Consider the following 24,000-nt stretch of genomic DNA (forward strand, 5'->3'; position numbering starts at 1 on the left):
TGATATATCTCTTTCGCTTACCAGATCGGGAGGTCTTTAAGTTTGCGCTTGGCAAACACAAGATGAGCCAGCGAACGCGAACCCACGATGGAGGTGAACTGCGAAGTCAAAATGCCGAGTGCCAGCGTGATCGCAAAGCCCTTGATTGGGCCCGCACCCATGGCAAACAACACCAAGGTGCCGATCAACACAGTGACGTTAGCGTCGGCAATGGTGAGGAACGCGCGGTCGTAACCGGCTTCAATCGACGCATGCGGCGTTTGGCCATCACGCAATTCTTCTCGGATACGCTCGTAGATCAGCACGTTGGCGTCGACCGCGATACCCATGGTCAAAACCATAGCCGCGATACCCGGCATGGTGAGCGTTGCCGACATGATCGACATGCCTGCAATGATCAGCACAATGTTCAATACCAACGCAGCGATGGCGAACGCACCAAATACGCGGTAATAGAAAACCATAAACAACATCACCAACACCAAGCCCAGCACTGCAGCCTGGAAACCGCGGCGAATATTGTCTGCACCCAAGCTTGGGCCCACCGTGCGAACTTCTACGATATCGACCGGCGCAGCCAGCGCACCAGCACGCAACAGAATCGCAAGGTCATGTGCTTCTTTGCTCTCCAGACCCGTGGTCTGGAAACGCTTGCCGAACACGCCGCGGATTGTTGCGATGGAGATGATCTCCTGCACATCGCGATGCTCACGCATCGGCTCGCCCTTGGCGTTGTAGTTGGTCACAACTTCGCGTTCTTTAAACAACACGGCCATCGGCTTGCCGACGTTCTTTTCCGTGAACTCAAACATCTTCTTGGCGCCGGAACCGTCCAGCGTTACCGATACTGCGGGGCTGCCGTTCTCATCTACCGTCGAAGCTGCATCAACCAACTGCGAGCCCGCAGCGATGATGTCTCTCTTCAACAAAATTGGACGATGGCCTGCGCGGGTGTAAAACAATTCTGAATCCGCTGGCACCAAACCGCTGGAGGCTGCGAGATTAGCATCGCTCTCATCAACTGCGCGATATTCCAAAGTCGCAGTCGCGCCGAGCAGTGATTCAACCTGCGTTGCATCCGTCACGCCGGGCAGTTCCACCACAATGCGGTTCTGACCCTGACGCTGTACCAGAGGCTCAGCCACACCGAGTTGGTTGACGCGATTACGCAGCGTGGTGAGGTTTTGCTTAACCGCGAAATCGACGATGCGCTTGGCTTCAACCACTGACATTTTTACTTCGAGCGTCAGCGGCGCAGATGGCAATACAGTGAGCATCAACTCACTGTATTCCTTCGCCAGTGCAGACTTGGCGGCGCTGAGCTTGTCAGCATCAGCAAAGTCGAGCAGCACAGCATCAGCAGACTGATGACGACCGGTGTAGCGGATGTCGTTCTTGCGCAAGAAAGCTGGCAGTTCCGTGAGGTAACGTTCAACGGCCTTCTTGCGAACGTCGTCGATATCCACTTCAAGCAAGAAGTGCACGCCACCACGCAAGTCCAGACCCAGCGTCATCGGCTTGGCGCCAATCGCACGCAGCCACTCCGGTGTCTTAGACGCAGTCGTGAGTGCCACAACATAGTCATTACCCATTGCACGCTTAAGTGCATCAGCCGCTAAACGCTGAGCAGCTTCGTCTTCAAAGCTCACCAGCCACTGCTGGTTTTTCAAAACGCTTAACTTGGCCTTTGCGCCGGCTTCAGTAATGGTCTTGCCGACCACATCACCGAAGTCATTGGCGAGTGCATCACCTGACTGCGTTGCAATCTGCACTGCGGGATCTTCGCCATAAAGATTAGGCGCGGCATAGAGCCCGCCCAATACCATGACGACGATAAGAAGAACGTACTTCCAAGTTGCGTAGGGCTGCATGGCTTACCAAGTCTGCTGCGCGCGGCTTAATGACCGCGGGATTCTGTTTTTTAATTAAAGCGCTTTCAACGTGCCTTTTGGCAAAACGCTGCTGATCGAGCCCTTCTGGACTTTGATGACAACGTTATCGGCGATCTCGACTGACACGTAAACTTCGCCAAGGTTCGCAATTTTTCCGGCCAAACCGCCTGCGGTCACAACTTCGTCACCCTTAGCGAGGGCGCCGAGCATCGATTTGGTCTCTTTGGCACGCTTCATCTGCGGACGGATCAGCATGAAGTAGAAAAGGACAATCAAAACAACCAGCGGTGCGAACTGGAACAAAGGGTTAGGCTGCTGTGCGGCAGTCTGGGCGTAAGCCGGGCTAAGAATAAAATCCAACACTTGCGACTCCATTTACCGCTTTAAGCGGGTCAAAAAATGAGCGCAGGATTATGCCACAAGGCATGCGATAACCATTTGCATTTGTGCCATTTTCGATCGCAGTTATTTAGATTGTTTTAATTTATAAACTTATCAAGCCTTTAATTAGGCTTATAAAACAATCTATATTATCTAGGCATTCTTTTGCGGGTAGGACAAAACGGGCGGGGGAAAGCAATAAACCCTGTGGTAACCTGCGCGCCCATTTTTCCCCAGACAGCTCAACGAATCATGGCCACTTATAAAGCCCCCCTGCGCGAAATCGAATTTGTCCTTAATGACGTCCTTAATGTAGAGCAATTGTCCAAATTGCCCGGTTTTGAAGACGCCACCCCCGACACCCTTCTGGGCTTGGTCGAAGAAGCCGCCAAGCTGGTCGAAGGCCAGATTGCCCCGCTCAACGCCAGCGGCGACGCGCAAGGCTGCAAGATTTCCAATGGCGTGGTCACCGTGCCAGATGGCCTCGCAGAAGCCTACAAGCTGTACTGGCAGGCCGGCTGGGTCTCGCTATGCAACCCAACCGAGTACAACGGTCAGGGCCTGCCCTTCACGCTTTCTAAGGTCGTCGATGAAGTGCTTTGCGGCGGCAACGTTGCTTTTGCGCTCTACCCTGGCCTGACCATGGGCTGCTTTGAAGCGATCCACGCCACCGCCAGCGAAGAAATCAAGAACACCTATCTCCCTAAGCTTGGCACCGGCGAATGGACCGGCACCATGTGCATCACCGAACCACACGCGGGTTCTGACGTCGGCGCAGCCAAAACCAAGGCCACGCCGAACGGCGACGGCAGCTACGCCATCGAAGGCGGCAAAATCTTCATCACCTCGGGCGAACACGAGATGGCGGAGAACATCATTCACTTCGTGCTGGCTCGCCTGCCGGACTCCCCTCCGGGCGTAAAAGGTCTGTCGACCTTTGTCGTGCCTAAATACATGGTCAACGCGGACGGCACGCTCGGCGCTCGCAACAAGCTGATCGCCAGCGCCATCGAACACAAGATGGGCATCAACGCGTCTTGCACCTGCGTCATGCAGTTCGACGGTGCACAAGGTTGGATGGTTGGCGCGCCGAACACCGGCATTCAGAACATGTTCGTGATGATGAACCTCGCGCGCATCCTGGTTGGCTTGCAGGGCCTCGGCCTTTGCGAACTCGCCACGCAGAACGCGATCCGCTACGCGCAAGAGCGCAAGCAGGGCAAGGCGTTCAACGGCAAAGAACAAATCATTGAACACGCTGACGTCCGCCGCATGCTGCTGCAGATGAAAGCCACCACCGAAGGCGCACGCGTTCTTGCTTATGAAACCGGCATGTATGTCGACATCGCCAAGAACCATCCCGATGCAGCCGTGCGCGAAGAAGCGCAGGACTGGGTCGACCTCAACACCCCGCTGACGAAATCCTGGTGCACCGACTCTGCGGTTGAAATGGGCAGCATGGCGGTTCAGGTTTACGGCGGCCACGGCTTTATTAAAGAGCATGGTGTTGAACAGATCGTTCGTGACGCCAAGATCCTCTGCCTGTACGAAGGCACCAACGGCATTCAAGCCATGGACCTCGTACGCCGCAAGCTGATGATGAATGGCGGCCGTCTGCCAAAGCGCTTCTTCGCCAAAGTGCGTGATGCCATCAAATCTGCAAGCGCTGACTACGACTTCATCGCCAAGCCATTGGCCGCGACGATTGATGATCTCGAAGCCACCACCCAATGGATTCAGCAGTCTTACAAGACCACGCCGGATGACGCCGCTTTCGGTTGCGTCGATTTCCAGCGCGCGTTCTGCCTCGTCTATCTCGGCTTTAACTGGCTGCGTATGGCACAGGCGGCTGCGAACCACGCCGATGCAAGCCTGCGTCAGTCCAAGCGCGTAACGGCTGAGTTCTTTGCCCAGCGCATGCTGTCGCAAGTGGGCGCGCTGCTGAGCAACGTGCGTAACCCTGCTGTTGAAATGATGCAGCTGGACGCCGCCAACTTCTAAGTTGTGCTGACCACGCCGCCGAAGCCCGATTCAAATCGCGCTTCGGCGGCGTTTCTATTTGCGCGATCCTTATAGAGCTATGCAACAATCCAGCCCCATTTCTGGAATTGTCCATGTCCTTCCTGCAGCCCTTGATTGATTGGTACCTCGCGCAGCTCGCCACCGGCGGTTATCCGCTGATTGTTTTGTTGATGGCGATTGAGAGCTCTTTCCTGCCCTTGCCTAGCGAGTTGGTGATTCCACCCGCCGCAATTCTGGCCTCACGTGGCGGCGAGCTGACCTATGTTGGCATCGTCATCGCTGGCACCGTCGGCTCATGGATTGGCGCCACATTCATGTATTGGGGCTCACGTTGGCTCGGCCGTCCACTGGCGATGCGCTACGGCCGCTACTTCATGATCTCGCCAGAAAAGATCGAAGCTGCTGAACGTTGGGCTGCGCAGTACGGCGCGGCTGGCGTCTTCATTTCGCGCCTGTTGCCGGTGATCCGCCATCTGGTAGGCATTCCATTCGGCATCGTGAAAATGAATTTCCTTCGTTATTCCATTTTCACCATTCTAGGCTCCGCTATTTGGTGCACCGTGCTCACCGTGATCGGCGTGCACGCAGGTCAGGACGAAGCCTTGATGCGCGGAGACCTGCATCAGATTACGCTATGGATCATTGTCGGCGCTGCGATACTCGGGGCGCTTTATTATTTCCTGGTCCACCGGGCCATGAAGAAAACTTAAGGGGGTTTCAGCGCATGGGCATTTACGATATCTCGGCTAAGGCCATCGACGGCAGCGACAAGAAACTGGACGCTTACAAAGGCAAAGTCCTGTTGATCGTCAACGTTGCCAGCAAGTGCGGTTTCACGCCGCAGTACAAAGGTCTTGAAGCGCTGCATCGCAAATATGCGGGCAAAGATTTTGAAGTGCTCGGCTTTCCCTGCGACCAGTTCGGTCATCAGGAACCGGGCGACGAAAACGAGATCAAGAATTTCTGCTCACTGACCTATGACGTCAGCTTCCCGATGTTCGCCAAGATCGACGTCAACGGCGCCAACACGCATCCGCTCTATCAATTCCTCAAGAGCGAAGCCACCGGCATCCTCGGCAGCGAAGGCATTAAGTGGAACTTCACCAAGTTCCTCGTCGACAAGAGCGGCAAAGTCGTGAAGCGCTATGGCTCAATCGACACGCCAGAAAAGATCGACAAAGACATTGCTGAACTGATCTAAGCAAAGCCTGTATTGATGTGTGACCCGCAAGGCCTCTTCATAGAGGCCTTGTTGCTTTGCGGCGATAAAAAATGTGCGGGGGCGGGATACTCCCTCCCTACGTAACAATCCGGAAATCACTGAAAGTTAAAATTACTAAAAACAAAGAACCACCGCTCTGCGACACTGTTAAAAAATATAAGGGACAATAAAAAATGGGCCAACATTTTCCAGCGTGGCGTTTGGGCGTCATCGCCGCGACGCTCGCTTTAACAGGCTGCATGGAGCGCAGTGATTCCAGCGGCAACGGCGCTCCAATCGTTTGCGTTGCCAAAGTACAGAGCGGCCCGATTATTTCCGCGCATCGCGGCGGCGCAGCGTATGCACCAGAGAACACACTGGCGGCCTTTCGCAATGCGCTGCGTCTTGGCGTCGATCAACTGGAGTTAGACACCCAGCTCACTGCCGACAACGAGCTGATCGTCCTTCACGACGACACGCTTGAGCGCACCACGCAGTGCGCTGGTGCAGCCAATAGCAAAACGCTGGAGGAAGTGCGCGCCTGTGATGCCGCGTATTGGTTCTCTCCCGGCCAAGCCACCACGACACCGGGCGCAGACTTGTCACATCCTCTGCGTGGTAGTGGCGTGAAAGTGCCGACGCTTAAAGAATTGCTCGGCTGGTACTCCGCCCTGCCCTGCGGTCGTCCGACACTTTCGATCGAGATCAAAAACATTCCGGGCGAAACAAATTTTGATCCAGTGGGTGACAAGATCGCCAAAGTGTTGCTGCCGCTACTCGCGCAATATCAACTTGAAAGCGAAGTCGTGATTCAATCGTTTTGGCCGATCACCCTCATTCAGGTGAAGTCGCTCAACTCGAATTTGCATACACAGTTTCTGAGCACCTCAAGTCTCGGCGTTACCGCAGCAGTGAATATCGCCGACACCATCGCCACAGGTCAGGACATCAGCTCACCCAATTTCGACGCGCCTGATTTTCTCGCGCCAGTCATTGAAATCGCGCACGCGGCAGGCAAACAAGTGCTGCCGTTTACGCCGGATAGCCAAGCAGATCAGCAAAAGACTTTGGACGTCGGCGCTGACGGCGTCATTACCAATTACCCAGCTTGCACACTGCAGATATTGAATCGCGAAGTACCCAGCCGCATTGCCGTTAAGGGTTCGCCAGAAATCGCCGCTTGCCCCGGACCTTAAGCTGCCCTTTCGGGTGGTGACTGGCGATGCTGATCATGCAAGGCTATTCATGCCCGCATTGACCGAATTCGCCAAGCGATACGTATAACAGGAGCCGCACATGTCGTTGATCACATCACACCCGCAGTTGGATGCTGCGTTGAACGAATGGACCAAGGAAATCGGCCCAAATTTCAACGCCTATCGCAATCACTGCTACTACGTGCTGAATGTGGTGAACACTTTGGCGCAGCCTTCTGCGCAGGAGCTGGACCAAGTCGCAATCGCCGTCGCATTTCACGACCTCGGCATCTGGAGCGACAAAACGCTCGACTATCTCGACCCTTCTGCTGACCGCGCTCGCGCTTATCTCGTTGCCAAAGGTCGCGAAACGGATGTGCCAGCGGTGGAAGCGATGATTCAAGGTCATCACAAATTCACTCGTTGCAAAGGCGAGCATGCGAGATTGGCCGAAGCATTCCGCTGCGCTGATTGGAACTTCGTCAGCCTCGGCTCAATATCAATGGGCGTGCCACGCGCGCTGCGAAAACAGCTGCTCGCCGAATTTCCAAACGATGGTTTTCACAATATGTTGCTTAAGCTGGGAGGCGCGGAATTTCTGCGTCGCCCTTGGAAACCTTTGCCAATGATGCGTTGGTAATTAAAAGTCTATGGATATTCTGATTGGCATTAGTCTGGCACTCGCCATCTCGCTGTTGGCGCGCATCGTTGGCTTTGATCGTGAGCGTTCGTTCTATCCAGTTGTGATGATTGTCATCGCGTCTTACTACGGCTTGTTCGCCGTCATGAGCGGCTCACAACAAGCCTTCATCGCAGAAGCGATACCGATGACGGCATTCATGCTTGCCGCCATCATTGGATTCCGCAAAAACCTTTGGATCGTCGTTGCCGCGCTCGCTGGACACGGCGTGTTTGATTTCTTCCACGACGGGCTCATCCAGAATCCCGGCGCTCCTACGTGGTGGCCAACATTCTGCGGCGCTTACGACATCGTGGCGGCGGGCTTCCTCGCTTATTTGCTCAAGCGTGGTCAACCACCCGCTGTCGCCTAAACGTCTCGTCGACGAGGAAGACTTCGCGCCCTACGACAGCGTCGCTTTCTCGGCATATCCATAGACGTTTTGAGTGAATGGCAGCGATTGGGCTGATTTTTCATATCGAATCACGCCCCAACCGTTTGACCGCAATGGGCTGCGCTCCATAAACTTGCCCGCATGTCTTCCCGTCTCCGCCAATTCATCAGCCGCTTTTTGCTGATCGCGCTCGTGTTCAACGCGCTCACGCCGTTGATTGCGGCTGCGCAAGATCGCGCGGGCAAAGGTTCGATTCTGGAATTTTGTACCGCCAGCGGCCTTAAACAAATCGCGGTCAATCTTGATGGCAAGACACTGCCATCGCCTGATATGCAAAAGAACGCTTGCCCGTTCTGCCTGCTCACCGCTGCTCAGGCTGCACTGCCATCAGCGTCGCTGACACTGGCTTATCTGCAATTACAGGCTGAGCCTCAGCCTGAGTATCTCTCGCCTGCACAGCCTCGCAGCGTTCACCGACTCACCGCAGCACCTCGCGGCCCGCCCGCTCTGTCCTGATCTTTAGCCCGTTGTTGCCCGAGCCGCCTTGGCTCTCGCGCGTTCTCACGCGCACATCAGGATCAGAACATGTTGCGTCACACCCTAATCGCGCTGGCTGCTGCCAGCAGCTTTGCCACACCCGCATTCGCTCACATCACCGCTCGCCCAGATAGCGGCGACGCGAATAAATATTTTCAGACCGCGTTCACCGTGCCGCATGGCTGCGGCGATGGCGCATCGACCATCGCTGTACGCGTGCAGATTCCCGAAGGCGTTTTTTCAGTCAAGCCACAGTTCAAACCGGGCTGGACGGTGAGCACCAAAAATCGCAAGGTCGATCCACCGATCAAAGCGCATCATGGCCCGGACATCACCGAGACCATCAGCGAAGTCGAATGGCGCGGCGGCCCACTGCCTGATTCACAGTTCGATAACTTTGGCCTGATCGTGAAATTGCCCGCCACGGCGCAGACGCTGTCATTCGCCGTCACGCAAGAATGCGATAAAGGCTCCGTGCAGTGGAATGAAAAACCAGATGGCGATCATCCGGCACCCACTGTTCGCGTTCTCTCCGGAGAACAGAAATGAATTCGCTAGCGAAAACTTTTTGCGCCACGCTTGCATTGCTGCCTTTGCAGGCGACGTACGCGAATCATGGTGATGACACATCCGCTGCAACACCATTGCCTGCTGTGGTGGTCACCGGAGAGCGCAACGGCTCACTCACAGCCTCAAGCGTGGCCGCACAAGAAAAACGTCTTGATGAAACCGCTGGCTCTGTGGGTTTTATTGACAGCACGGACTATCAGAATAGTTACGCCAGCAACCTGCGCGACGTACTCGGCAATTCGCCCGGCGTTCTGACTGGAACGCGCTATGGCCAGGAAATGCGCGTCTCCATTCGCGGATCAGGCTTGGCACGTGGCTTTCACACACGTGGCTTGCTGATTCTGCAAGACGGCATTCCTACCAATCTCGCAGATGGAAGCGGCGACTACTATCAAATTGATCCACTCGCACTGCGCAGCACTGAGATCTACAAAGGCGGCAACGGCCTCGCATACGGTGCCACCACACTGGGCGGCGCAATCAACTTTGTCACCCCCACTGCCTACACCGCAGTCGCTCCAGCGCTGATTCGTGTTGAAGGCGGTGGCTACGGCAGTGAACGTGTCAGCGGTCAGGCCTCAGGCGTGCTTGGCAATGCCGATGCATTGATCAATGTCACGCTCTCGCACAACGATGGCTGGCGCGATCACTCGCGCGGTGACTATGGCCAGTTCAACAGCAATGTTGGCTACCGCATCAGTTCAAATGTCGAAACGCGTTTTTATGGCGGCGTCTATATCGTCAACCAGCTCCTGCCGGGCTCGTTGACTTTAGGTGAAGTTGAAAATGATCCTCGTAAAGCCACTCTCGCCGCAAAGTCAGGCAATCAAGCACGCGACACCCGCACGCAGCGCATTGCCAATCGCACCAGTTTCAAACTCGAAAACGGACAGATTGATCTTGATAGCTGGTTCATCCACAAATCACTGTTGCATCCGATCTTTCAAGTCATCGATGAGAACGGCAGCACCTATGGTTTCGCCCCGCGCTATAGCTCCAGCTTTAACCTGTTCGGGCTTCGCAATGATCTTTACGCCGGAGCGCAGTTCTTTGGTGGCAGCAATCACTCACGGCGCTTTTTCAATGTAGGCGGTAGCTCTGGCGCCCCTAGTGCAGACGCCGAGCAAACTTCGAAGAATTACGAAACGTACTTCGAGAATCGTTTATTTGTAACCGACAAAGTGGCATTGATGACCGGGGCCAAGCTGTTCAAGAATTTACGCGATTACGACAGTCAGCTACCCAACAAGGAAGCCAGCAAAACCTACAACGGTTTTAATCCAAAGCTCGGCGTGCTGTGGCTACCGCAACAGAATGTGCAGATTTTTGCAGACATTGCACGGAGCCAAGACGTTCCAGACTTTACTGATCTCACACAATTTCAGCCTCCACCTGCCCCACCCACTGCCGTATTTGTACCGCTTGCAGCACAAAAAGCTTGGACACTAGAAGTGGGGACACGTGGCAAGATTGATCGACTCACTTGGGACTTCACCCTCTACAGCGCTCAACTGCGTGATGAGATGTTGCAGTTCACAGCGGCTGTGGATGCTCCTGCAACCACCTTCAACGCAGACCGCACACGCCATCAAGGTGTTGAGCTAGGTCTTTCATACGAAGCAGTGCGTGACAACTTTGTTGCTGGTGATCACATCACTATTAAACAGATGTGGACGCTCAACGATTTCTCGTTCAAGAACGATAAGACCTACGGCAACAACAAAATCCCAGGCGCACCGCGCAATGTTCTGCGTACCAGCATCGCCTACACACAAGCCAGCGGTTTCTATTTCACACCGACACTGGATTGGGTGCCGCAAGGTGCTTGGGCTGATGACAAAAATACGCTCCGCGTACATGGCTACGCACTTCTAGGCCTGCAAACTGGCATGGAATGGCGCAACGGCATCTCGCTGTTTGTTGATGCCCGCAATCTTGCTGATCGTCGTTACGTCAGTGATGTCAGCACCGTTACCGCAGCAACGTTTGATCTTGGAACTGGAAAGCCCACCAACGCAATCTTTGCACCCGGCGATGGTCGCAACGTTCACGCAGGTCTGCGCTACGCGTTTTAGAAATAAAAATGCCGGACGGCTGCACAAGCCGTCCGGCATTGCTTTTGTAGGAGCGCCCCTTAGGCGCGATGGCTTAACCAGCTATCGCGCCTAAGAGGCGCTCCTACGTTAGTTATGCAACAACCGGCGTAGACGCAATCCTCAACACATCCAGATAACCCGGCGCTTCCGGCACCGCATCGCGTTCGCGTAGCAGGCGATGCATCTGCGGCAAACGGTAGAACGGCACCGATGCCATTGCGTGATGTTCGATGTGATAGTTGACGTTCACTGGCGCCACCGTAATTCGCGCGATCCAGCCTGCACGGGTGCTGCGCGTGTTCAGAAACATATCCGGCACTCGTTCAAGCATGCCGTGCTCCGCCAGCGAGCGAATACGCACGAATAAGGGAAACGGTGTGATGTATGCCAGTACCCAGACGCCATACAACCAAGCATGTCCACTAGCAGCGCAAACGCCGAACAGAATGGCGTTGGTGATGATCATGCCTGAAGCGTTACGCAGAAAATTCAGCGGATAGCTCCACCAGCGACGTCCTTCCTGCGGCAGCTTTTCCAAGTGATTGGAGACTGTCCACTTAAACAGACCCGCATCCATCAGCACCAGGCCCAGCATCAGCTTGAGCCCAGTGATACCCGATACATCGCGCAAGGTTTTACGCAACATGGAGCTGCGTGTAGTCGGATAGCCAGAATGCAAAGACATATCCGGATCAGCATCCGTTCCTGTTTTCGTGTGATGAACGAAATGATGCTCGCGATATTTCTGCAGATGCTGCCAGACCGGACGCGCGCAAAACCAGTCGCCAAAGAAATTGTTCATCCACCGCGTCTTGAACAAAGTACCGTGTGCCGCTTCGTGCTGAAGAATCGCCAGCGCTAACTGACGCCCGGCGATCAGCACCAGTGCCGCAATAAAAGTCAGCGGATTAGGCCAGCGCGCCAGCATAAACAGAGACGCCGCAATAATCAGCCACGTCGATGCAACGGCCCACGCGCCGCGCCAGTCTGAGCGCGCGGTGAATTGTGCAATCTCTTCGCGCGAGAACAGTTCATTGATACGACGGCGCGTTGCTTGCGGCAACTCTGTTGGCGTTGAGCTAGTGATTTCAACAGTATTCATACAGCTACTCCAAGAATAAAAATATCGCTCGTAGGGTGCGCTGTGCGCACGCGTTGTCGAGTTCAGCTCTAACTTCTGGTGCGCTTAGCGCACCCTACGAATCAATGCGGTCGCGTGGCTTTGGCGCCCGCTGATACTGCGTTGGAAAAATTGAAATGCAGGCGCTGCCAGATCGCGTGGCCCGCGCGGTCATAACGCACAACGGCTTCCACGAAGGCGCGGCGTTCTTTCACATCCACTAGCGGCTCGGGCAGCAAAGGATCGAATACCAACTGGTGAATCGCCTTGTCGCCGAGCAAGAATGATTCGCGTGCTGCGGCTTCGGGATCCAGTTGATCTGCGCGCGCCAGCCAACTTTCTAACTTCAGCCTTGTATCGCGATAGCTCTTGCTGAGTGCTTTGCCATTCCAAAGCTTGCGGGCGCGCTGCTCGCGCTCATCATCAAATTCATGCGCAACAAATACGACTGCGTCGTTATCAAGGCCCAGCTTGTGCAAGCGCTCACGCACGCTAACAACGCCGCCTGCAAGATTGTCTGGGCGCACATAGAGGCCACGATCAAGTTCACGCATGCCCAGAAGCTGCAGCGCACGATCACGCCCGCGGAGTGCAGAGCGATCACTGCGACCAAGGCTGGCGGTGTGTACGGCGATCCACCCGCCTTTCCATTCCTTCACGCGCTTTTCGGCATCACGCCAGTTAGAGATTTCACCAGCGAGGCCCGAAGCGTTTGGACCCAGCTGATAACTGCCGCGTCCGGTGGATTCAATCATGCCCGCCGCCGCCAGCCGCAGCAGCGCCACACGCACGCTGTTCTCACGAATGCCCAGCAGGCCACAAGCGCCAATGGCTTCTCGTGCAGACAGAGTTTCGTCATTAGCTGCCAACAACAAATTGAGGACGACGTGGCGCGGGTTTGGCTTCATAAATTACAGATATGGGCATTTATTGGCCTTCATTGTAATGTTACTTATAACTGCACGTCAATACATTTTGTGTAACTATTGAGCATAGCCATCAAAGAGGACGTGCCATGCAAGAACTCAAAACGATGCTGTACGAAGCGACCGGCCGCATCGCGCGCATCACGCTCAACCGCCCCGCGCGCGGCAACGGCATCACCATGGATATGCCGCGTGAACTAGCCGCGTGCATTGAGCGCGCCAACATCGATCCCGCCGTGCATGTCATCGCCCTTTCAGGAAACGGCACCGGCTTTTGTGGTGGCTACGACCTAGTGGAAAGCGCAGAAACAATGACAGTCGGCGATCCAGATGCCTCACGCCCAAAAAGCTCGGTGCTTGATCCACTCGTACAAATGAAAAACCACCGCCCCAATAGCAACTGGGACCCGATGGTTGATTACGCAATGATGAGTCGCAATGTGAAAGGCTTCATGAGCCTGTTTCACAGTGAGAAGCCCGTCGTCTGCAAAGTGCACGGCTTCTGCGTTGCAGGCGGAACCGACATGGCGCTGTGCTCAGACCTGCTCGTAATCGCCGACGACGCCAAGATCGGCTACCCACCTGCACGCGTCTGGGGCTCGCCCACCACCTCCATCTGGTTTCACCGCATTGGCCTGGAAAAATCCAAGCGCCTGCTCTTCACCGGCGATTGCTTGTCCGGCAAGGAAGCGAAGGAATGGGGATTAGCGATTGAGTCTGCACCCGCCGACAAACTTGATGAGCGCTTCGAAATCCTGCTTGAACGCATCGCGCGCATGCCGATCAATCAACTGGTGATGATGAAGCTGCTACTCAATCAATCTGTGATGCAGCAAGGCCTGCAAACCACACAAATCCTCGGCACTGTCTTCGATGGAATTACTCGCCATACGCCAGAGGGTTATGCGTTTCAACAGCGCGCGGCGGAATCAGGCTTTAAACAAGCCGTACGTGAACGTGATGAACCGTTTGGGGATTTTGGGATGTCGTCGTTTAAAGGCTGATAAAAGTGCAGTGCACTTTACATAGCCCGAGTGAAACCCGGGACAGGACATCACAAATAAAGAAGAGCCCCGGGTTACACCCGGGCTACCTACCTGCAGACTGGGGTACATTCATCAACCCAGCATGTGCAGCGAACCATCGAGATATGCTGGGTTTCGCCATGCTTCAACCCAGCCTACACACTTCAACTTTTAGAGATTCGCCGCCGCAAACGTATCGCACTTAGCCACCGATCCACTCTCAAACCCAGTCTTAAACCACTTCACACGCTGCGCTGAACTGCCATGCGTAAACGAGTCCGGCACCACGGTGCCTTGAGATTGTTTCTGCAAACGATCATCACCAATTGCTGAGGCCGTGCTGAGCGCTTGTTCGATGTCGCCTACTTCCAGCCACTTCATCTGCTGTTGCGCATCGTGTGCCCAGACGCCCGCAAAGCAATCAGCCTGCAATTCCAGACGCACAGAAGGACCATCATCGCCTGCTACTGATTCGCCTTGCGCGCGTGCAGCGTCGAGGTTTTTGGAATAACCGAGCAAGGTTTGGATGTGATGACCGACTTCATGTGCGATGACGTAAGCGTTGGCGAAATCACCGCCGCCACCGAGACGTGATTTCATTTCGTCGAAGAAGCTGGTGTCTAGATAGACCTGCTGATCGCCCGGGCAATAGAACGGACCGGATGCAGCGGTTGCGCCGCCACAAGCGGTTTGCACGCTGCCGGAGAAGATCACCAACTTGGGTGGAACGTAGCTTCGTTCGGCGGCGTTGAATTGCGTGTTCCAAACGTCTTCAGTGGAGCCGAGGATCACGCGGACAAAATCTGAGTCGCGATCATTTATCGGCGCCGCTTGTTGCTCAGTCGGCGCTGGCGCGCCGCCATCGATTTGCCCGAGCAGGCCCAGCATCTGAATAGGGTCTTTGCCCATCAGCAAGCTCAGCACCACTACAACTGCGATGCCGCCAATGCCTAAGCGCCCTGCGCCAAGGCGCATACCGCCACCGCCTGCGCCGCGTTGGTCGTTAACGTTGTCGCTTTTTCGGCCGCCTTCCCATTTCATGCTGATACCTGCTTCAGATGTGGACGATGGCCGTGCGCCACCAGCAACTATTCTGCACCGCAAAAACAAACTACAGCATCTATGTCATTCCCGCGAAGGCGGGAATCCAGTTTTCGTTCCAGCAAGCAACCAAGCCAGAACTGGATCCCCGCCTTCGCGGGGATGACGATCGCTTAGATCGCGCTATCTAAAGGCCCTGCGACCTTCTTCGCGATTTTATGTGCACCACGCTCGGCGCCCTCACCCGCAAGGAAATCTGCAGAGAAGCGTTGAAAGTCATTCGCCTCAATCGCAGCACGGATACGCTGCATTACGTTTTGATAGTGATGCAGGTTATGCAGCGTGTTGAGCTGCGATCCGAGAATCTCGTTGCACTTATCGAGATGATGCAAATAAGCACGTGAATAATTTTTGCAGGTGTAACAGTCGCACTTTTCATCGAGCGGACGACTGTCATTCTTGTGCGCGCTGTTGCGGATTTTGATCACGCCTTCGTGCGTGAACAGATGGCCGTTGCGCGCGTTACGCGTTGGCATCACGCAATCAAACATGTCGATGCCACGACCCACAGCCTGGACCAGATCACGTGGCGTGCCGACGCCCATCAAGTAGTGCGGGCGATCTGCGGGCAGTGTGTGGCCGATGGCGTCGAGCACATGTAAGCGCTCTTCTTCAGTTTCACCGACGGACAAACCGCCAAGCGCGTAACCATCAAAACCAACGTCAACTAATTTTTGCAGCGATTCACGGCGCAAATCTTCATACATGCCGCCTTGCACGATGCCGAATAGCGCACTGCGTTCTTCACCGCCACCGCCACGCGTTTCTTGTGGCAGCGCGGCGTGCGCGGTTTTGCAGCGTGCAGCCCAACGCGCAGACATTTCCATGCTCTTGCGCGCTTGCTTATCGGTGGCCGGGTACGGCGTGCATTCATCGAACTGCATGATGATGTCGGAGCCCAGCGCGTGCTGAACTTCGATGGAGCGCTCGGGCGTGAGCATGATGCGGTCGCCATTCACGGGCGAGGCAAACTTCACACCTTCTTCAGTGATCTTGCGCAGACCGGACAAACTCCAGACTTGGAAGCCGCCGGAGTCAGTGAGAATCGGCCCCTTCCAATTCATGAAGCGATGCAAACCGCCGAGCCCGCGAATGGTCTCTTCGCCGGGGCGCATCATCAAATGGAAGGTATTGCCGAGCAGAATATGCGCGCCGGTATCGCGGACCTCTTCCGGCTTCATCGCTTTGACGGTGCCGTAAGTGCCCACGGGCATAAAGGCTGGCGTCTCTACCGTGCCGCGCTCAAATACGAGGCGACCGCGACGGGCATGGCCGTCCTGCTTGATCAATTCAAATTTCATGCGCGCATTTTACGCGCTACGCGGCTGCCAGTGCTGAGGCTCAGCATGGCTATGCAGACTTTATGCGAGCCAGTGACAGTGCGGATGCTGATACCTTGAGGGCTCCAAGGATACGGTGACCGTCATGGCAGATAAGAAAACCTCCTGGTTTACGCACTTTGCAAAACTGACTGCTTCTCAGGCCGGCAGGCCCAGAACCTTTGCCATCGCAACGCTCGTCGTGGTGATCTGGGCCGCAGTCGGGCCGATTTTCAACTTCAGCGACACTTGGCAGTTGGTGATCAACACCAGTACGACGATCATCACCTTCCTGATGGTGTTCCTGATTCAGAACACGCAGAACCGCGACTCAGAAGCGCTGCAAATCAAGCTGGACGAAATCATTCGTTCGCTCGAAGGCGCAAATAATGTGGTGCTGAACCTTGAAGAGTTGGAAGAAGAAGAGCTCGACTCGATCCGCGAGCGCTACCTCGCGCTCGCACGCGAAGCTCGCAAAGTGCGCGACAGCAAAGACGGCGATGACTAGCCGCGCAAAGGCTCAATCAACATCGCATCGCCATAACTAAAGAAGCGATACCGCGCCTCGACGGCGTGGCGATAAGCGGCCATCAGTCGCTCATAACCGCCAAAGGCACTGACCAACATCATCAGCGTGCTTTCTGGCAGATGGAAGTTCGTCAGCAGCAGGTCCACAACTTTAAATGTGTAACCGGGCGTGATGAAAATCTGCGTCTCACCTTTTCCGGCATGCAACGTGCCCTGCGCAGCGGCAGACTCCAGCGCACGCGTCACAGTCGTACCGACAGCCACCACACGCCCACCGCGCTCGCGGGTCTGCGCAATTGCAGTCACCAACTCGGTGGAAACTTCAAAACGTTCGGCGTGCATTTTGTGCTCACTGAGCAACTCCACGCGCATTGGTTGGAAGGTGCCCGCGCCAACATGCAACGTCAGCGTTGCGGTACGAATGCCGCGTTCGCGGATGCGCGCTAGCAAACTTTCATCAAAATGCAGGCCCGCCGTTGGCGCCGCAACCGCGCCGGGTTCGCGCGCAAAAACAGTTTGGTAGCGCTCGCTGTCGGTCTGATCGGGATCGTGGTGAATGTAAGGGGGCAACGGCATTTGGCCGACGCGCTCCAAAAACGACAGCACATCGCCCTCGCCTTCGCCTTCGTAACTGAGGCGAAACATGTCGTCGGCGCGGTCAATCATGCGGAAGACGGCATCTGCCACCAAAATCTCGCCGCCCGGTTTCGGCGTTTTGCTAGCGCCGACCTGCGCAATGATTTCGCGATCGCCCAGCACACGTTCGACCAAAATCTCCACCCGACCACCCGTGGGCTTTTGCCCGAACAGACGCGCGGGGATCACACGGGTGTCGTTAAACACCAATAAATCGCCCGGCTGCAGCAAATCCGGCAGGTCCGCAATCGCCCGATCAGCCACGCCCGACGTGCCCAAATGCAATAAACGACTCGCACTGCGCGGCTCAACTGGGTGCTGCGCGATTAAATCGGGCGGTAAATCGTAAAAAAAGTCAGAACGACGTTGGTGTGTTGTCATAGGATCGTTATAATCGCGGCCGCTGAAGTCGTGCGGCGGTGTTGGTACGACGGATTTTTTCAGCCTTAGTGGCGGAATCGGTAGACGCAGCGGATTCAAAATCCGCCGGGGCAACCCCCCGTGGGAGTTCGAGTCTCCCCTTAGGCACCAATTTGATGTATCAGATGGTCTCTTGTCAACTCTAAGCCCCCGATAATACGGGGGTTTTTAGTTTTTACAGCTTTCAGGTGGTCTCACCCGGTCTTTTGACATACCCCTATCTTAGGGGTATCTATAGGGGAAGCCCGCAAAGACCCCTACGATGCCGCGCACCGTTAAACCCCTGACTGAAACCAAGTGTAAAAGCGCAAAGCCCAAGACCAAGCCTTACAAGTTGTTTGATGGTGATGGCCTATTTCTACTTGTTACCCCAACCGGTGGCAAGCTGTGGCGGTTCAAATACCGGCTTGATGGCAAAGAGCGCGGCCCTATCGCTTTTGGCAGCTACCCTGAGATCGGTTTGGCCGCCGCGCGCGATCTGCGCCGCAATGCACGCGAGTTGGTAGCAAAGGGGATTGACCCTGATAACCACCGCAAAGAGGTCAAGCTAGCTGCCCAAACACACCGTGAGAATACTTTTGCGGCATTAGCCGAGGCCTGGTATCAAGCCAACGCCTCAGGCAACTGGCGACCGACGACAGCTAAAAAAGTACGGCTTTACCTCGATCTAGATCTATTACCCCCGCTAGGCACGCGCCCAATCGCCGAAATTAAACGCGCAGAACTAATCACCGTCCTTCGGAAAATTGAAGCCCGCGGAGCATTTAACGTAGCGAAGAAGTGCCGTGGCTGGCTTTCACTGATATTTCGCTATGCGAGGAGCCTCGGCGTTATAGAAATAAATCAGGCTACCGACCTAAATGTGGTGGCAGCACAGGCGCCAAAATCCAAACCCTATGCGCACGTCCCGCAATCTGAGCTGCCGGCCTTCTTGCGCGCACTGAACGATCACAAAGCCTCATTACAGATTAAGCGTGCCTGCTTACTTTTGTTATTAACCGGTTTTCGCCCAGGCGAATTACGCAAAGCAACTTGGGACGAGATCGACTTTAAGGCCGCAACTTGGAACAAATCAGGCGCCGACATGAAGATGAAGCGCGCGCACGTCGTGCCACTTTCAGCGCAGGCAATAACAATATTGTCTGAAATGAGAAATGACGCAGGAAGAAATTTTCTGGTTTTTGCGAGTCCGTATAAACCCAAGCAACCGATCAGCGATGGAACGATTAACCGCCTGCTCGGGGCCATAGGCTATAAAGGCAGGCAAACCGGCCATGGCTTCCGACACGTCGTGAGTACCGCGCTAAACGAACGCGGGTACAACAAAGACTGGATCGAACGCCAGTTAGCTCACGGAGATGATGACGAAATTCGCGGCACATACAACCAAGCTCAATATCTCGATCAACGTCGCGAAATGATGCAGGAGTGGGCTGACCATTTGGACAGTATAAAAGCCAACGAAGAGATTACTCCTTACAAATCTGGACAAAGAAAATGAGTCGGTCAAAAGTCAGTAAAAGCTCATGGGTAGCACAGTATCTGGAAAGCGCCCCTGAAAAATATGAGGGCTTCAATCATTTCGAACAAAGGCTATTACAGAGCTTGCATGAGAATGGATGCATTGGCATCGATATGCCTGCGGTCCACGAGAAGCAGGCGGCCGTGAAGCAAGCGCTGGAGCTCTATGAGAGTGTGATTTCCGCAAAATCAGATCCCGAGGCGTTAGCACTTATTGCAGCTCGCCCACTATCTGGCTGGGGTGTCTTAGGATTAATACTCATCGCTCACGAAAGGGGAAACTCACGAAGAGCAGGGAAAGGACCTAAGACCAAGGAAGAAAAATATGCGGCACAAAACGAAGAAGGCAGAAAGTATTTTCTAGCCCAATGGACTCTTCGCACTCAACGTAAAGAAAAGCTCTCTCAAGATGACTTCTTGGATATTTTATATCCAATCCTGCTTAGGGATTTCAATATAAGAGCGAAGAGATCAACTGTTAAAAGAGATTGGTTCAAACCTTTGTAGAAAATGTATTTGCTGGCAAACGCATTAGTTTTCCAGCAAACGCGTTGTTGAGGAAAAAATCAGGGACTACTTTGCTTTCGCCAACATCAATATGAGCGAGAGATGTCCCGCAACAACCGCTTTAGCCATTCTTCCGACTTACTTCAATTTTTTGATCAACTACCCGATAGTGCATATGTTCGGCAACCGGTAGTCCAAGCACTGTTTGGAATTTCACATGCCACAGTGTGGCGGTGGTGCAATTCTGGACACCTGCCTAAACCCATTAAGCCGGGCCCACGCGTTACAGCTTGGAACGTCGGAGCTTTACGGGCAACACAAACTGCCTTGCGCGAACCATCGCCATCCGCTGAAAAGAGCGCTCCGTGAGCAACCGTCGGCCATCCGGCCTACGCGCCCCTTCGAAACAGACTGAGCGTCAACAATTGCATGATTCCTGGGCAAAGTTCCTGCGCAATCGCAATTTCCAAGCATGGGCAACATTGACCTTTAAGCATCAATCTGTGACGCCACACAGAGCGTTAGCCATTTTCAAGAATTGGATTCACGCCTCTAACCGGAAGATGTTTGGCTCTCGATATTTTAATAGGGCCGCCGAGCACCTCTCTTGGGCGGTCTCAATTGAGGCAGGGACTAAGAAATTGCATTTGCATGTGCTGCTTACCGTCAAAGGCAAAAATCTTTCACGCGAAGAGTTAAATAGCATGGAAAACTTATGGAACCGTAAGCACGGCATTGCCAAAGTTGAGATGGTTCAATTTGCAGAAGCTGTATCCGCTTACCTCACAAAAGTAACCGCCTTTAACGGCGAGATCGAACTCAGCAAAAACTTCAAGTAAACATTGCCACCATTTGGGGACGCCCAATCTCTTCACTAAAAAATTTCGCAGATGCTCATGCATCGCGAAGTAATCACCGTGCCCGTCAATCTATGGGCCATCTCACATGTCAGGCATACGCGCCTTGTCGCTTTAGCTATGTGCTGTACATCTGTTAACGGCAAATTGCCTAAAACAAGCCCTTACTTAGCTTTACCTGCAAGGGGCGCTATGAGATTTAACAAAGTGCTGTGTGTTCTCCATCGAAAGCCCAGTTCGCGATCCCTTCACAACCCGACACAAGGTAGCTTGCGGGCACGGGTATGTGCGGGTGTGTCATTAGGTGGATTCGTGAAATGGCTGCATCTTTGGAGCTTCCGTCAAGGCCATCCCACCAGGAAACACGTATGGCGTGATTCTCACAGCAAGAGAGCGTAAACCGTAGAAGTGCGTCTTGAAGTTTCTCGCCATTAGCCACTTTCGAATCAAGTGATTGAATAAAGGGCTCACACGTTTGATTGCTTGATACATGCCAAGCGAATACAAATGCCCAACCTTCACGCATTGGTGCAGTAAAAAACGTGATTAGATCTAACGCAGAGCGCCTTTCAAGGAGATCTTGAAGTAACTGACCAGAGAAGTCGTAGTCGGGATACAAGAGACCCGACATTTGCACATTGCACGGCTCCGATGAGGTAAAGCACGTGAACCTAAATTTCTCGTAATCTCTATTGAGCAGCGCTTGATCATAATGAACTTTTTGCTGATGCAACGGAGCGAAGCCTAAGCCATGCCCCATCCAAGTCTCTTTGAGCGACGCCTTTTGGGACGTACTGAGCTCAGGGTGGTCTTTCATCTTGTCGGCCAAAACAAGTGCATTTTCCTTTACGAAGTATTCGCGGCATAAACATCTATATGCGTAAAGGGCGACTTGATGCTTGACTGGCTCAAAGGGAAAGTTGTCTATTGGCTCGAAGAGCTCGTTGTCATGATGCTTGCAGAATCCCGCGAAAGTTGACGCTTTGTTGACACCAACTTTTATAAGCTGCGGCAGCCCCTGCGTCCTCCGAAGAAGTGAAATATCTGCACCTACACGATAAACATGTCCCCTCTCTGCAATGAGGCTCAATTGCCCCTTGCTCTGTATGGAATGAGCTGAAATAAGCTCATCGCATCGCGCTCCTTTGGCGTAATGCAAACAGCGAGAACGTTCGGTTTGACGTTTGGATTCACGCTGATAATCGCCGATGAAGCTCATAAATTGTTCTCTACGCGAATAACCCTTCGATAGCTGCTAGCTCCTCGGTGAGAAGCCCGCAAACATACTTAAAATGATTCGCAAACGTCTCGTGCTGCATCAAAGCATTCTGCGCCAATTCTTCCGCTTCGGACCCTCCAGCGTGTCCCTTGGCTTTTGAGCGCAAACTCTGAACAGTGCGAAGCCCTACAAGCTTTTTCTGATCACTGAGCGCAGCATCTTTGTTGAGTAGTTTTTCTAGCAAAGTAATTGTCCGATCATCCTTGCTGTACACGAGCTTCGCCGCATCTAGCTTTGCGCGGATCGATGAAGTCTCAAATCCCTCAACAACAAGCTTGGCAAGATCCATAAAGGCTTCGGCCCATTCGTCGCGACTTGCCGTCAGTGGGGTATTTACGCATCCCAACAACTTTTGGTCGCGAAGTGCCCACCATGAAACTTTTTCATCGTGCCAGCGCCGGACCGTTGAAAGGACGGCTGCTGGGGGCTCCGTAAAATGCACGAACTTGCCCTCAAAGTCATTGATGAACGCTCGTTTCGAGATGGATGCTTTTGGTGACTCGTTGTGACCGAGCCAGTGAAGTTGTTCCTCGTATGGCAGACGGCGGAGATCGCAAATATAAGCGTGGACTTGGCCCGCTTCATTCACATCGATGCCTTTTAGGCGCCATGCGGTCCTGCATGTGACTTCACGCTCAGCCAGCGTGTATTTGTCCCTATCAGTCTTATATTTTGAGAGAACTTCGGGGCGAAAGAATGCCGGAGACAACTCGAAAGGCAAAGGATTGTCCTTTGCATCAAAGTAATTGGTTGTTGCCTCTGGCGAAGCTGAGATCATTGCGTTCTTATTATTTCGCCAGTCGTAGGCAAGAAATTCGGCGTACTTCTTGTCCGTAGTGCCACCCCAGCTGTTCGTTATAGCCGTGCTGATAGCTTGCTGAGATCTGCGCGGGCGAATAATTTGTCTTCCCGCAGTATAGGCAGCATGTCCATGAAGAATGAGCCGACGATAGAACAGCTCATTTGATTCTCGAACGCTTTCTGGCGTCGTCTGCGGCCAGCCATTGAACCCGCCCCGCCGAAGCAGTGTGAAATCGAATCTCCGAAGCAGGACTGCGTCCGCGGCCGATAGATATTCCTCCAATGCATCCCATTTGAATGTCACGAGAGTCATCCGACTTCCTTTGTCCTCCCGCGTCGTAACCGATACAGCAGCCTCAAGATCTCCGCGACTATCAAAGCGGCAATACGCTCGCTTCTCGGGCCTCCAATGGACGCCAGTTACATGAGTAAATTCTTGATTCACCTCAACGTAACTACGCCCTGAACCCTCCCACCCTTCAAATGTCCTGTTGAAAACAAGTCGGGCAGCCTTTAGATGTTCGTCATCACGATGCCTGACGTCGCGTTCAATCCACACGCCCTCTTTGCCCCCGCCAGAGACAAAACTAGCTATAGGTGCGTAAGCCTCAAAGTGCCACTGCTCCAATTGCTCTGGCGTCATTCGCGCAAGCAGTTTGTTGGGAACAACGACGGAGTCCACAAACGAATATTCGCCGTTAGCAAAAATTACAAGCTCGTCTGAAACAGCGTTAATACGAAGGAAAGCAAGATGCGCCTCAGCCGTAATCCACTCAGCGTACTCCTCCGGATTCGCAGGAATCGCGTCGAGCTTAGCGATGGTCTCGATGACCTTTTTATGAGAATAGTTATGCAATTCTTTCCTCTCACGACGGCCTCACATCGGCCGTCTTTTTTATTGGCGTGTCATACCCGAAAAAATGTCAACCACTCGAAACCAGAGCGGCCGAAGTAAATTCGCCGTATTTGACGCCTTGTTAGGATCTAAAGTG

The 24,000-nt window shown here is 53.9% G+C and carries 24 protein-coding genes and 1 tRNA gene; 16 read left to right on the forward strand and 9 right to left on the reverse strand.

Translation table 11 applies throughout. The features are described from left to right. Positions 1–17: 17 nt before the first annotated feature. Together secD and yajC are read right to left on the reverse strand one after the other, a co-directional pair. The gene (gene secD / locus CJD38_RS06975; protein ID WP_107939577.1) at positions 18–1,871 is read right to left on the reverse strand and encodes a protein translocase subunit SecD; all 1,854 of its coding nucleotides are present in this window, start codon (positions 1,869–1,871) and stop codon (positions 18–20) included. A 54-nt stretch (positions 1,872–1,925) separates the two neighbouring features. Further along, positions 1,926–2,255 carry a preprotein translocase subunit YajC gene (gene yajC / locus CJD38_RS06980; protein ID WP_240783550.1) on the reverse strand — a complete coding sequence of 110 codons (330 nt, stop codon included), beginning with the start codon at positions 2,253–2,255 and terminating at the stop codon, positions 1,926–1,928. 270 nt (positions 2,256–2,525) lie between these two features. On the opposite strand from yajC, the gene CJD38_RS06985 reads away from it, so the two are divergent. From CJD38_RS06985 to CJD38_RS07025, 9 genes are all read left to right on the forward strand, one after another. Continuing rightward, the gene (locus CJD38_RS06985) at positions 2,526–4,274 is read left to right on the forward strand and encodes an acyl-CoA dehydrogenase family protein (protein WP_107939579.1); all 1,749 of its coding nucleotides are present in this window, start codon (positions 2,526–2,528) and stop codon (positions 4,272–4,274) included. Positions 4,275–4,387: 113 nt separating this feature from the next. Further along, positions 4,388–5,005, forward strand: coding sequence for a DedA family protein (locus tag CJD38_RS06990; protein WP_206362908.1), 618 nt, complete (start codon positions 4,388–4,390; stop codon positions 5,003–5,005). A 14-nt stretch (positions 5,006–5,019) separates the two neighbouring features. Beyond that, entirely contained in the window at positions 5,020–5,496 is a 477-nt protein-coding gene (locus tag CJD38_RS06995; protein ID WP_107939580.1) for a glutathione peroxidase, read from the forward strand. A gap of 194 nt (positions 5,497–5,690) precedes the next feature. Next, positions 5,691–6,692, forward strand: a complete 1,002-nt coding sequence (locus CJD38_RS07000) for a glycerophosphodiester phosphodiesterase (protein WP_107939581.1) — start codon at positions 5,691–5,693, stop codon at positions 6,690–6,692. A gap of 100 nt (positions 6,693–6,792) precedes the next feature. Further along, the gene (locus tag CJD38_RS07005) at positions 6,793–7,332 is read left to right on the forward strand and encodes a hypothetical protein (RefSeq protein WP_107939582.1); all 540 of its coding nucleotides are present in this window, start codon (positions 6,793–6,795) and stop codon (positions 7,330–7,332) included. 10 nt (positions 7,333–7,342) lie between these two features. Next, the gene (locus CJD38_RS07010) at positions 7,343–7,744 is read left to right on the forward strand and encodes a hypothetical protein (RefSeq protein WP_107939583.1); all 402 of its coding nucleotides are present in this window, start codon (positions 7,343–7,345) and stop codon (positions 7,742–7,744) included. Positions 7,745–7,906: 162 nt separating this feature from the next. After that, the gene (locus CJD38_RS07015) at positions 7,907–8,281 is read left to right on the forward strand and encodes a DUF2946 domain-containing protein (RefSeq protein WP_107939584.1); all 375 of its coding nucleotides are present in this window, start codon (positions 7,907–7,909) and stop codon (positions 8,279–8,281) included. A gap of 69 nt (positions 8,282–8,350) precedes the next feature. Beyond that, the gene (locus tag CJD38_RS07020; protein WP_107939585.1) at positions 8,351–8,851 is read left to right on the forward strand and encodes a YcnI family copper-binding membrane protein; all 501 of its coding nucleotides are present in this window, start codon (positions 8,351–8,353) and stop codon (positions 8,849–8,851) included. Continuing rightward, complete coding sequence (locus CJD38_RS07025) at positions 8,848–10,947, forward strand: TonB-dependent receptor family protein (protein WP_107939586.1); 2,100 nt, start codon at positions 8,848–8,850, stop codon at positions 10,945–10,947. Before CJD38_RS07020 ends, CJD38_RS07025 begins: the two co-directional genes overlap by 4 nt. 112 nt (positions 10,948–11,059) lie before the next feature. Here the strand turns inward: CJD38_RS07025 and CJD38_RS07030 are convergent, their stop codons facing one another. Both CJD38_RS07030 and CJD38_RS07035 read right to left on the reverse strand, forming a co-directional pair. Beyond that, positions 11,060–12,070: a fatty acid desaturase family protein gene (locus CJD38_RS07030; protein WP_107939587.1), complete on the reverse strand. Its 1,011-nt coding sequence runs from the start codon at positions 12,068–12,070 to the stop codon at positions 11,060–11,062. Positions 12,071–12,171: 101 nt separating this feature from the next. Then, the gene (locus CJD38_RS07035; protein WP_107939588.1) at positions 12,172–12,996 is read right to left on the reverse strand and encodes a PaaX family transcriptional regulator C-terminal domain-containing protein; all 825 of its coding nucleotides are present in this window, start codon (positions 12,994–12,996) and stop codon (positions 12,172–12,174) included. Between the two features lie 77 nt (positions 12,997–13,073). Here CJD38_RS07035 and CJD38_RS07040 point away from each other — a divergent pair, with 77 nt between their 5' ends. Beyond that, complete coding sequence (locus CJD38_RS07040; protein ID WP_276307788.1) at positions 13,074–14,018, forward strand: crotonase/enoyl-CoA hydratase family protein; 945 nt, start codon at positions 13,074–13,076, stop codon at positions 14,016–14,018. Between the two features lie 192 nt (positions 14,019–14,210). Here CJD38_RS07040 and ypfJ read toward each other — a convergent pair whose 3' ends face one another. Both ypfJ and tgt read right to left on the reverse strand, forming a co-directional pair. After that, positions 14,211–15,080, reverse strand: a complete 870-nt coding sequence (ypfJ, locus tag CJD38_RS07045) for a KPN_02809 family neutral zinc metallopeptidase (RefSeq protein WP_107939590.1) — start codon at positions 15,078–15,080, stop codon at positions 14,211–14,213. Between the two features lie 173 nt (positions 15,081–15,253). After that, positions 15,254–16,441, reverse strand: coding sequence for a tRNA guanosine(34) transglycosylase Tgt (tgt, locus tag CJD38_RS07050; RefSeq protein WP_107939591.1), 1,188 nt, complete (start codon positions 16,439–16,441; stop codon positions 15,254–15,256). Positions 16,442–16,565: 124 nt separating this feature from the next. Between tgt and CJD38_RS07055 the strand changes: the two genes are divergently transcribed. Further along, positions 16,566–16,967, forward strand: a complete 402-nt coding sequence (locus CJD38_RS07055) for a low affinity iron permease family protein (RefSeq protein WP_107939592.1) — start codon at positions 16,566–16,568, stop codon at positions 16,965–16,967. Here the strand turns inward: CJD38_RS07055 and queA are convergent. Next, the gene (gene queA / locus CJD38_RS07060) at positions 16,964–18,004 is read right to left on the reverse strand and encodes a tRNA preQ1(34) S-adenosylmethionine ribosyltransferase-isomerase QueA (RefSeq protein WP_107939593.1); all 1,041 of its coding nucleotides are present in this window, start codon (positions 18,002–18,004) and stop codon (positions 16,964–16,966) included. The genes CJD38_RS07055 and queA overlap by 4 nt on opposite strands. Positions 18,005–18,066: 62 nt before the next feature. Here queA and CJD38_RS07065 point away from each other — a divergent pair. From CJD38_RS07065 to CJD38_RS18355, 5 genes are all read left to right on the forward strand, one after another. Then, positions 18,067–18,154: transfer RNA gene (locus CJD38_RS07065), tRNA-Leu, on the forward strand. A 151-nt stretch (positions 18,155–18,305) separates the two neighbouring features. Next, entirely contained in the window at positions 18,306–19,544 is a 1,239-nt protein-coding gene (locus tag CJD38_RS07070; protein ID WP_107939594.1) for a tyrosine-type recombinase/integrase, read from the forward strand. After that, positions 19,541–20,071, forward strand: a complete 531-nt coding sequence (locus tag CJD38_RS07075; protein ID WP_107939595.1) for a hypothetical protein — start codon at positions 19,541–19,543, stop codon at positions 20,069–20,071. The genes CJD38_RS07070 and CJD38_RS07075 overlap by 4 nt, the downstream gene beginning before the upstream one ends. 102 nt (positions 20,072–20,173) lie before the next feature. Continuing rightward, entirely contained in the window at positions 20,174–20,440 is a 267-nt protein-coding gene (locus tag CJD38_RS18895; protein WP_107939596.1) for a helix-turn-helix transcriptional regulator, read from the forward strand. Further along, entirely contained in the window at positions 20,437–20,910 is a 474-nt protein-coding gene (locus CJD38_RS18355; RefSeq protein WP_146165939.1) for a hypothetical protein, read from the forward strand. The genes CJD38_RS18895 and CJD38_RS18355 overlap by 4 nt, the downstream gene beginning before the upstream one ends. Positions 20,911–21,127: 217 nt before the next feature. Here the strand turns inward: CJD38_RS18355 and CJD38_RS07090 are convergent, their stop codons facing one another. Next, entirely contained in the window at positions 21,128–22,147 is a 1,020-nt protein-coding gene (locus CJD38_RS07090) for a hypothetical protein (protein ID WP_107939598.1), read from the reverse strand. Positions 22,148–22,157: 10 nt separating this feature from the next. Then, entirely contained in the window at positions 22,158–23,864 is a 1,707-nt protein-coding gene (locus CJD38_RS07095) for a hypothetical protein (RefSeq protein ID WP_107939599.1), read from the reverse strand. Positions 23,865–24,000 lie beyond the last annotated feature (136 nt).

The sequence above is a fragment of the Stenotrophobium rhamnosiphilum genome (assembly GCF_003052265.1).
In the GTDB taxonomy this organism is placed as follows: Bacteria; Pseudomonadota; Gammaproteobacteria; order Nevskiales; family Nevskiaceae; genus Stenotrophobium; species Stenotrophobium rhamnosiphilum.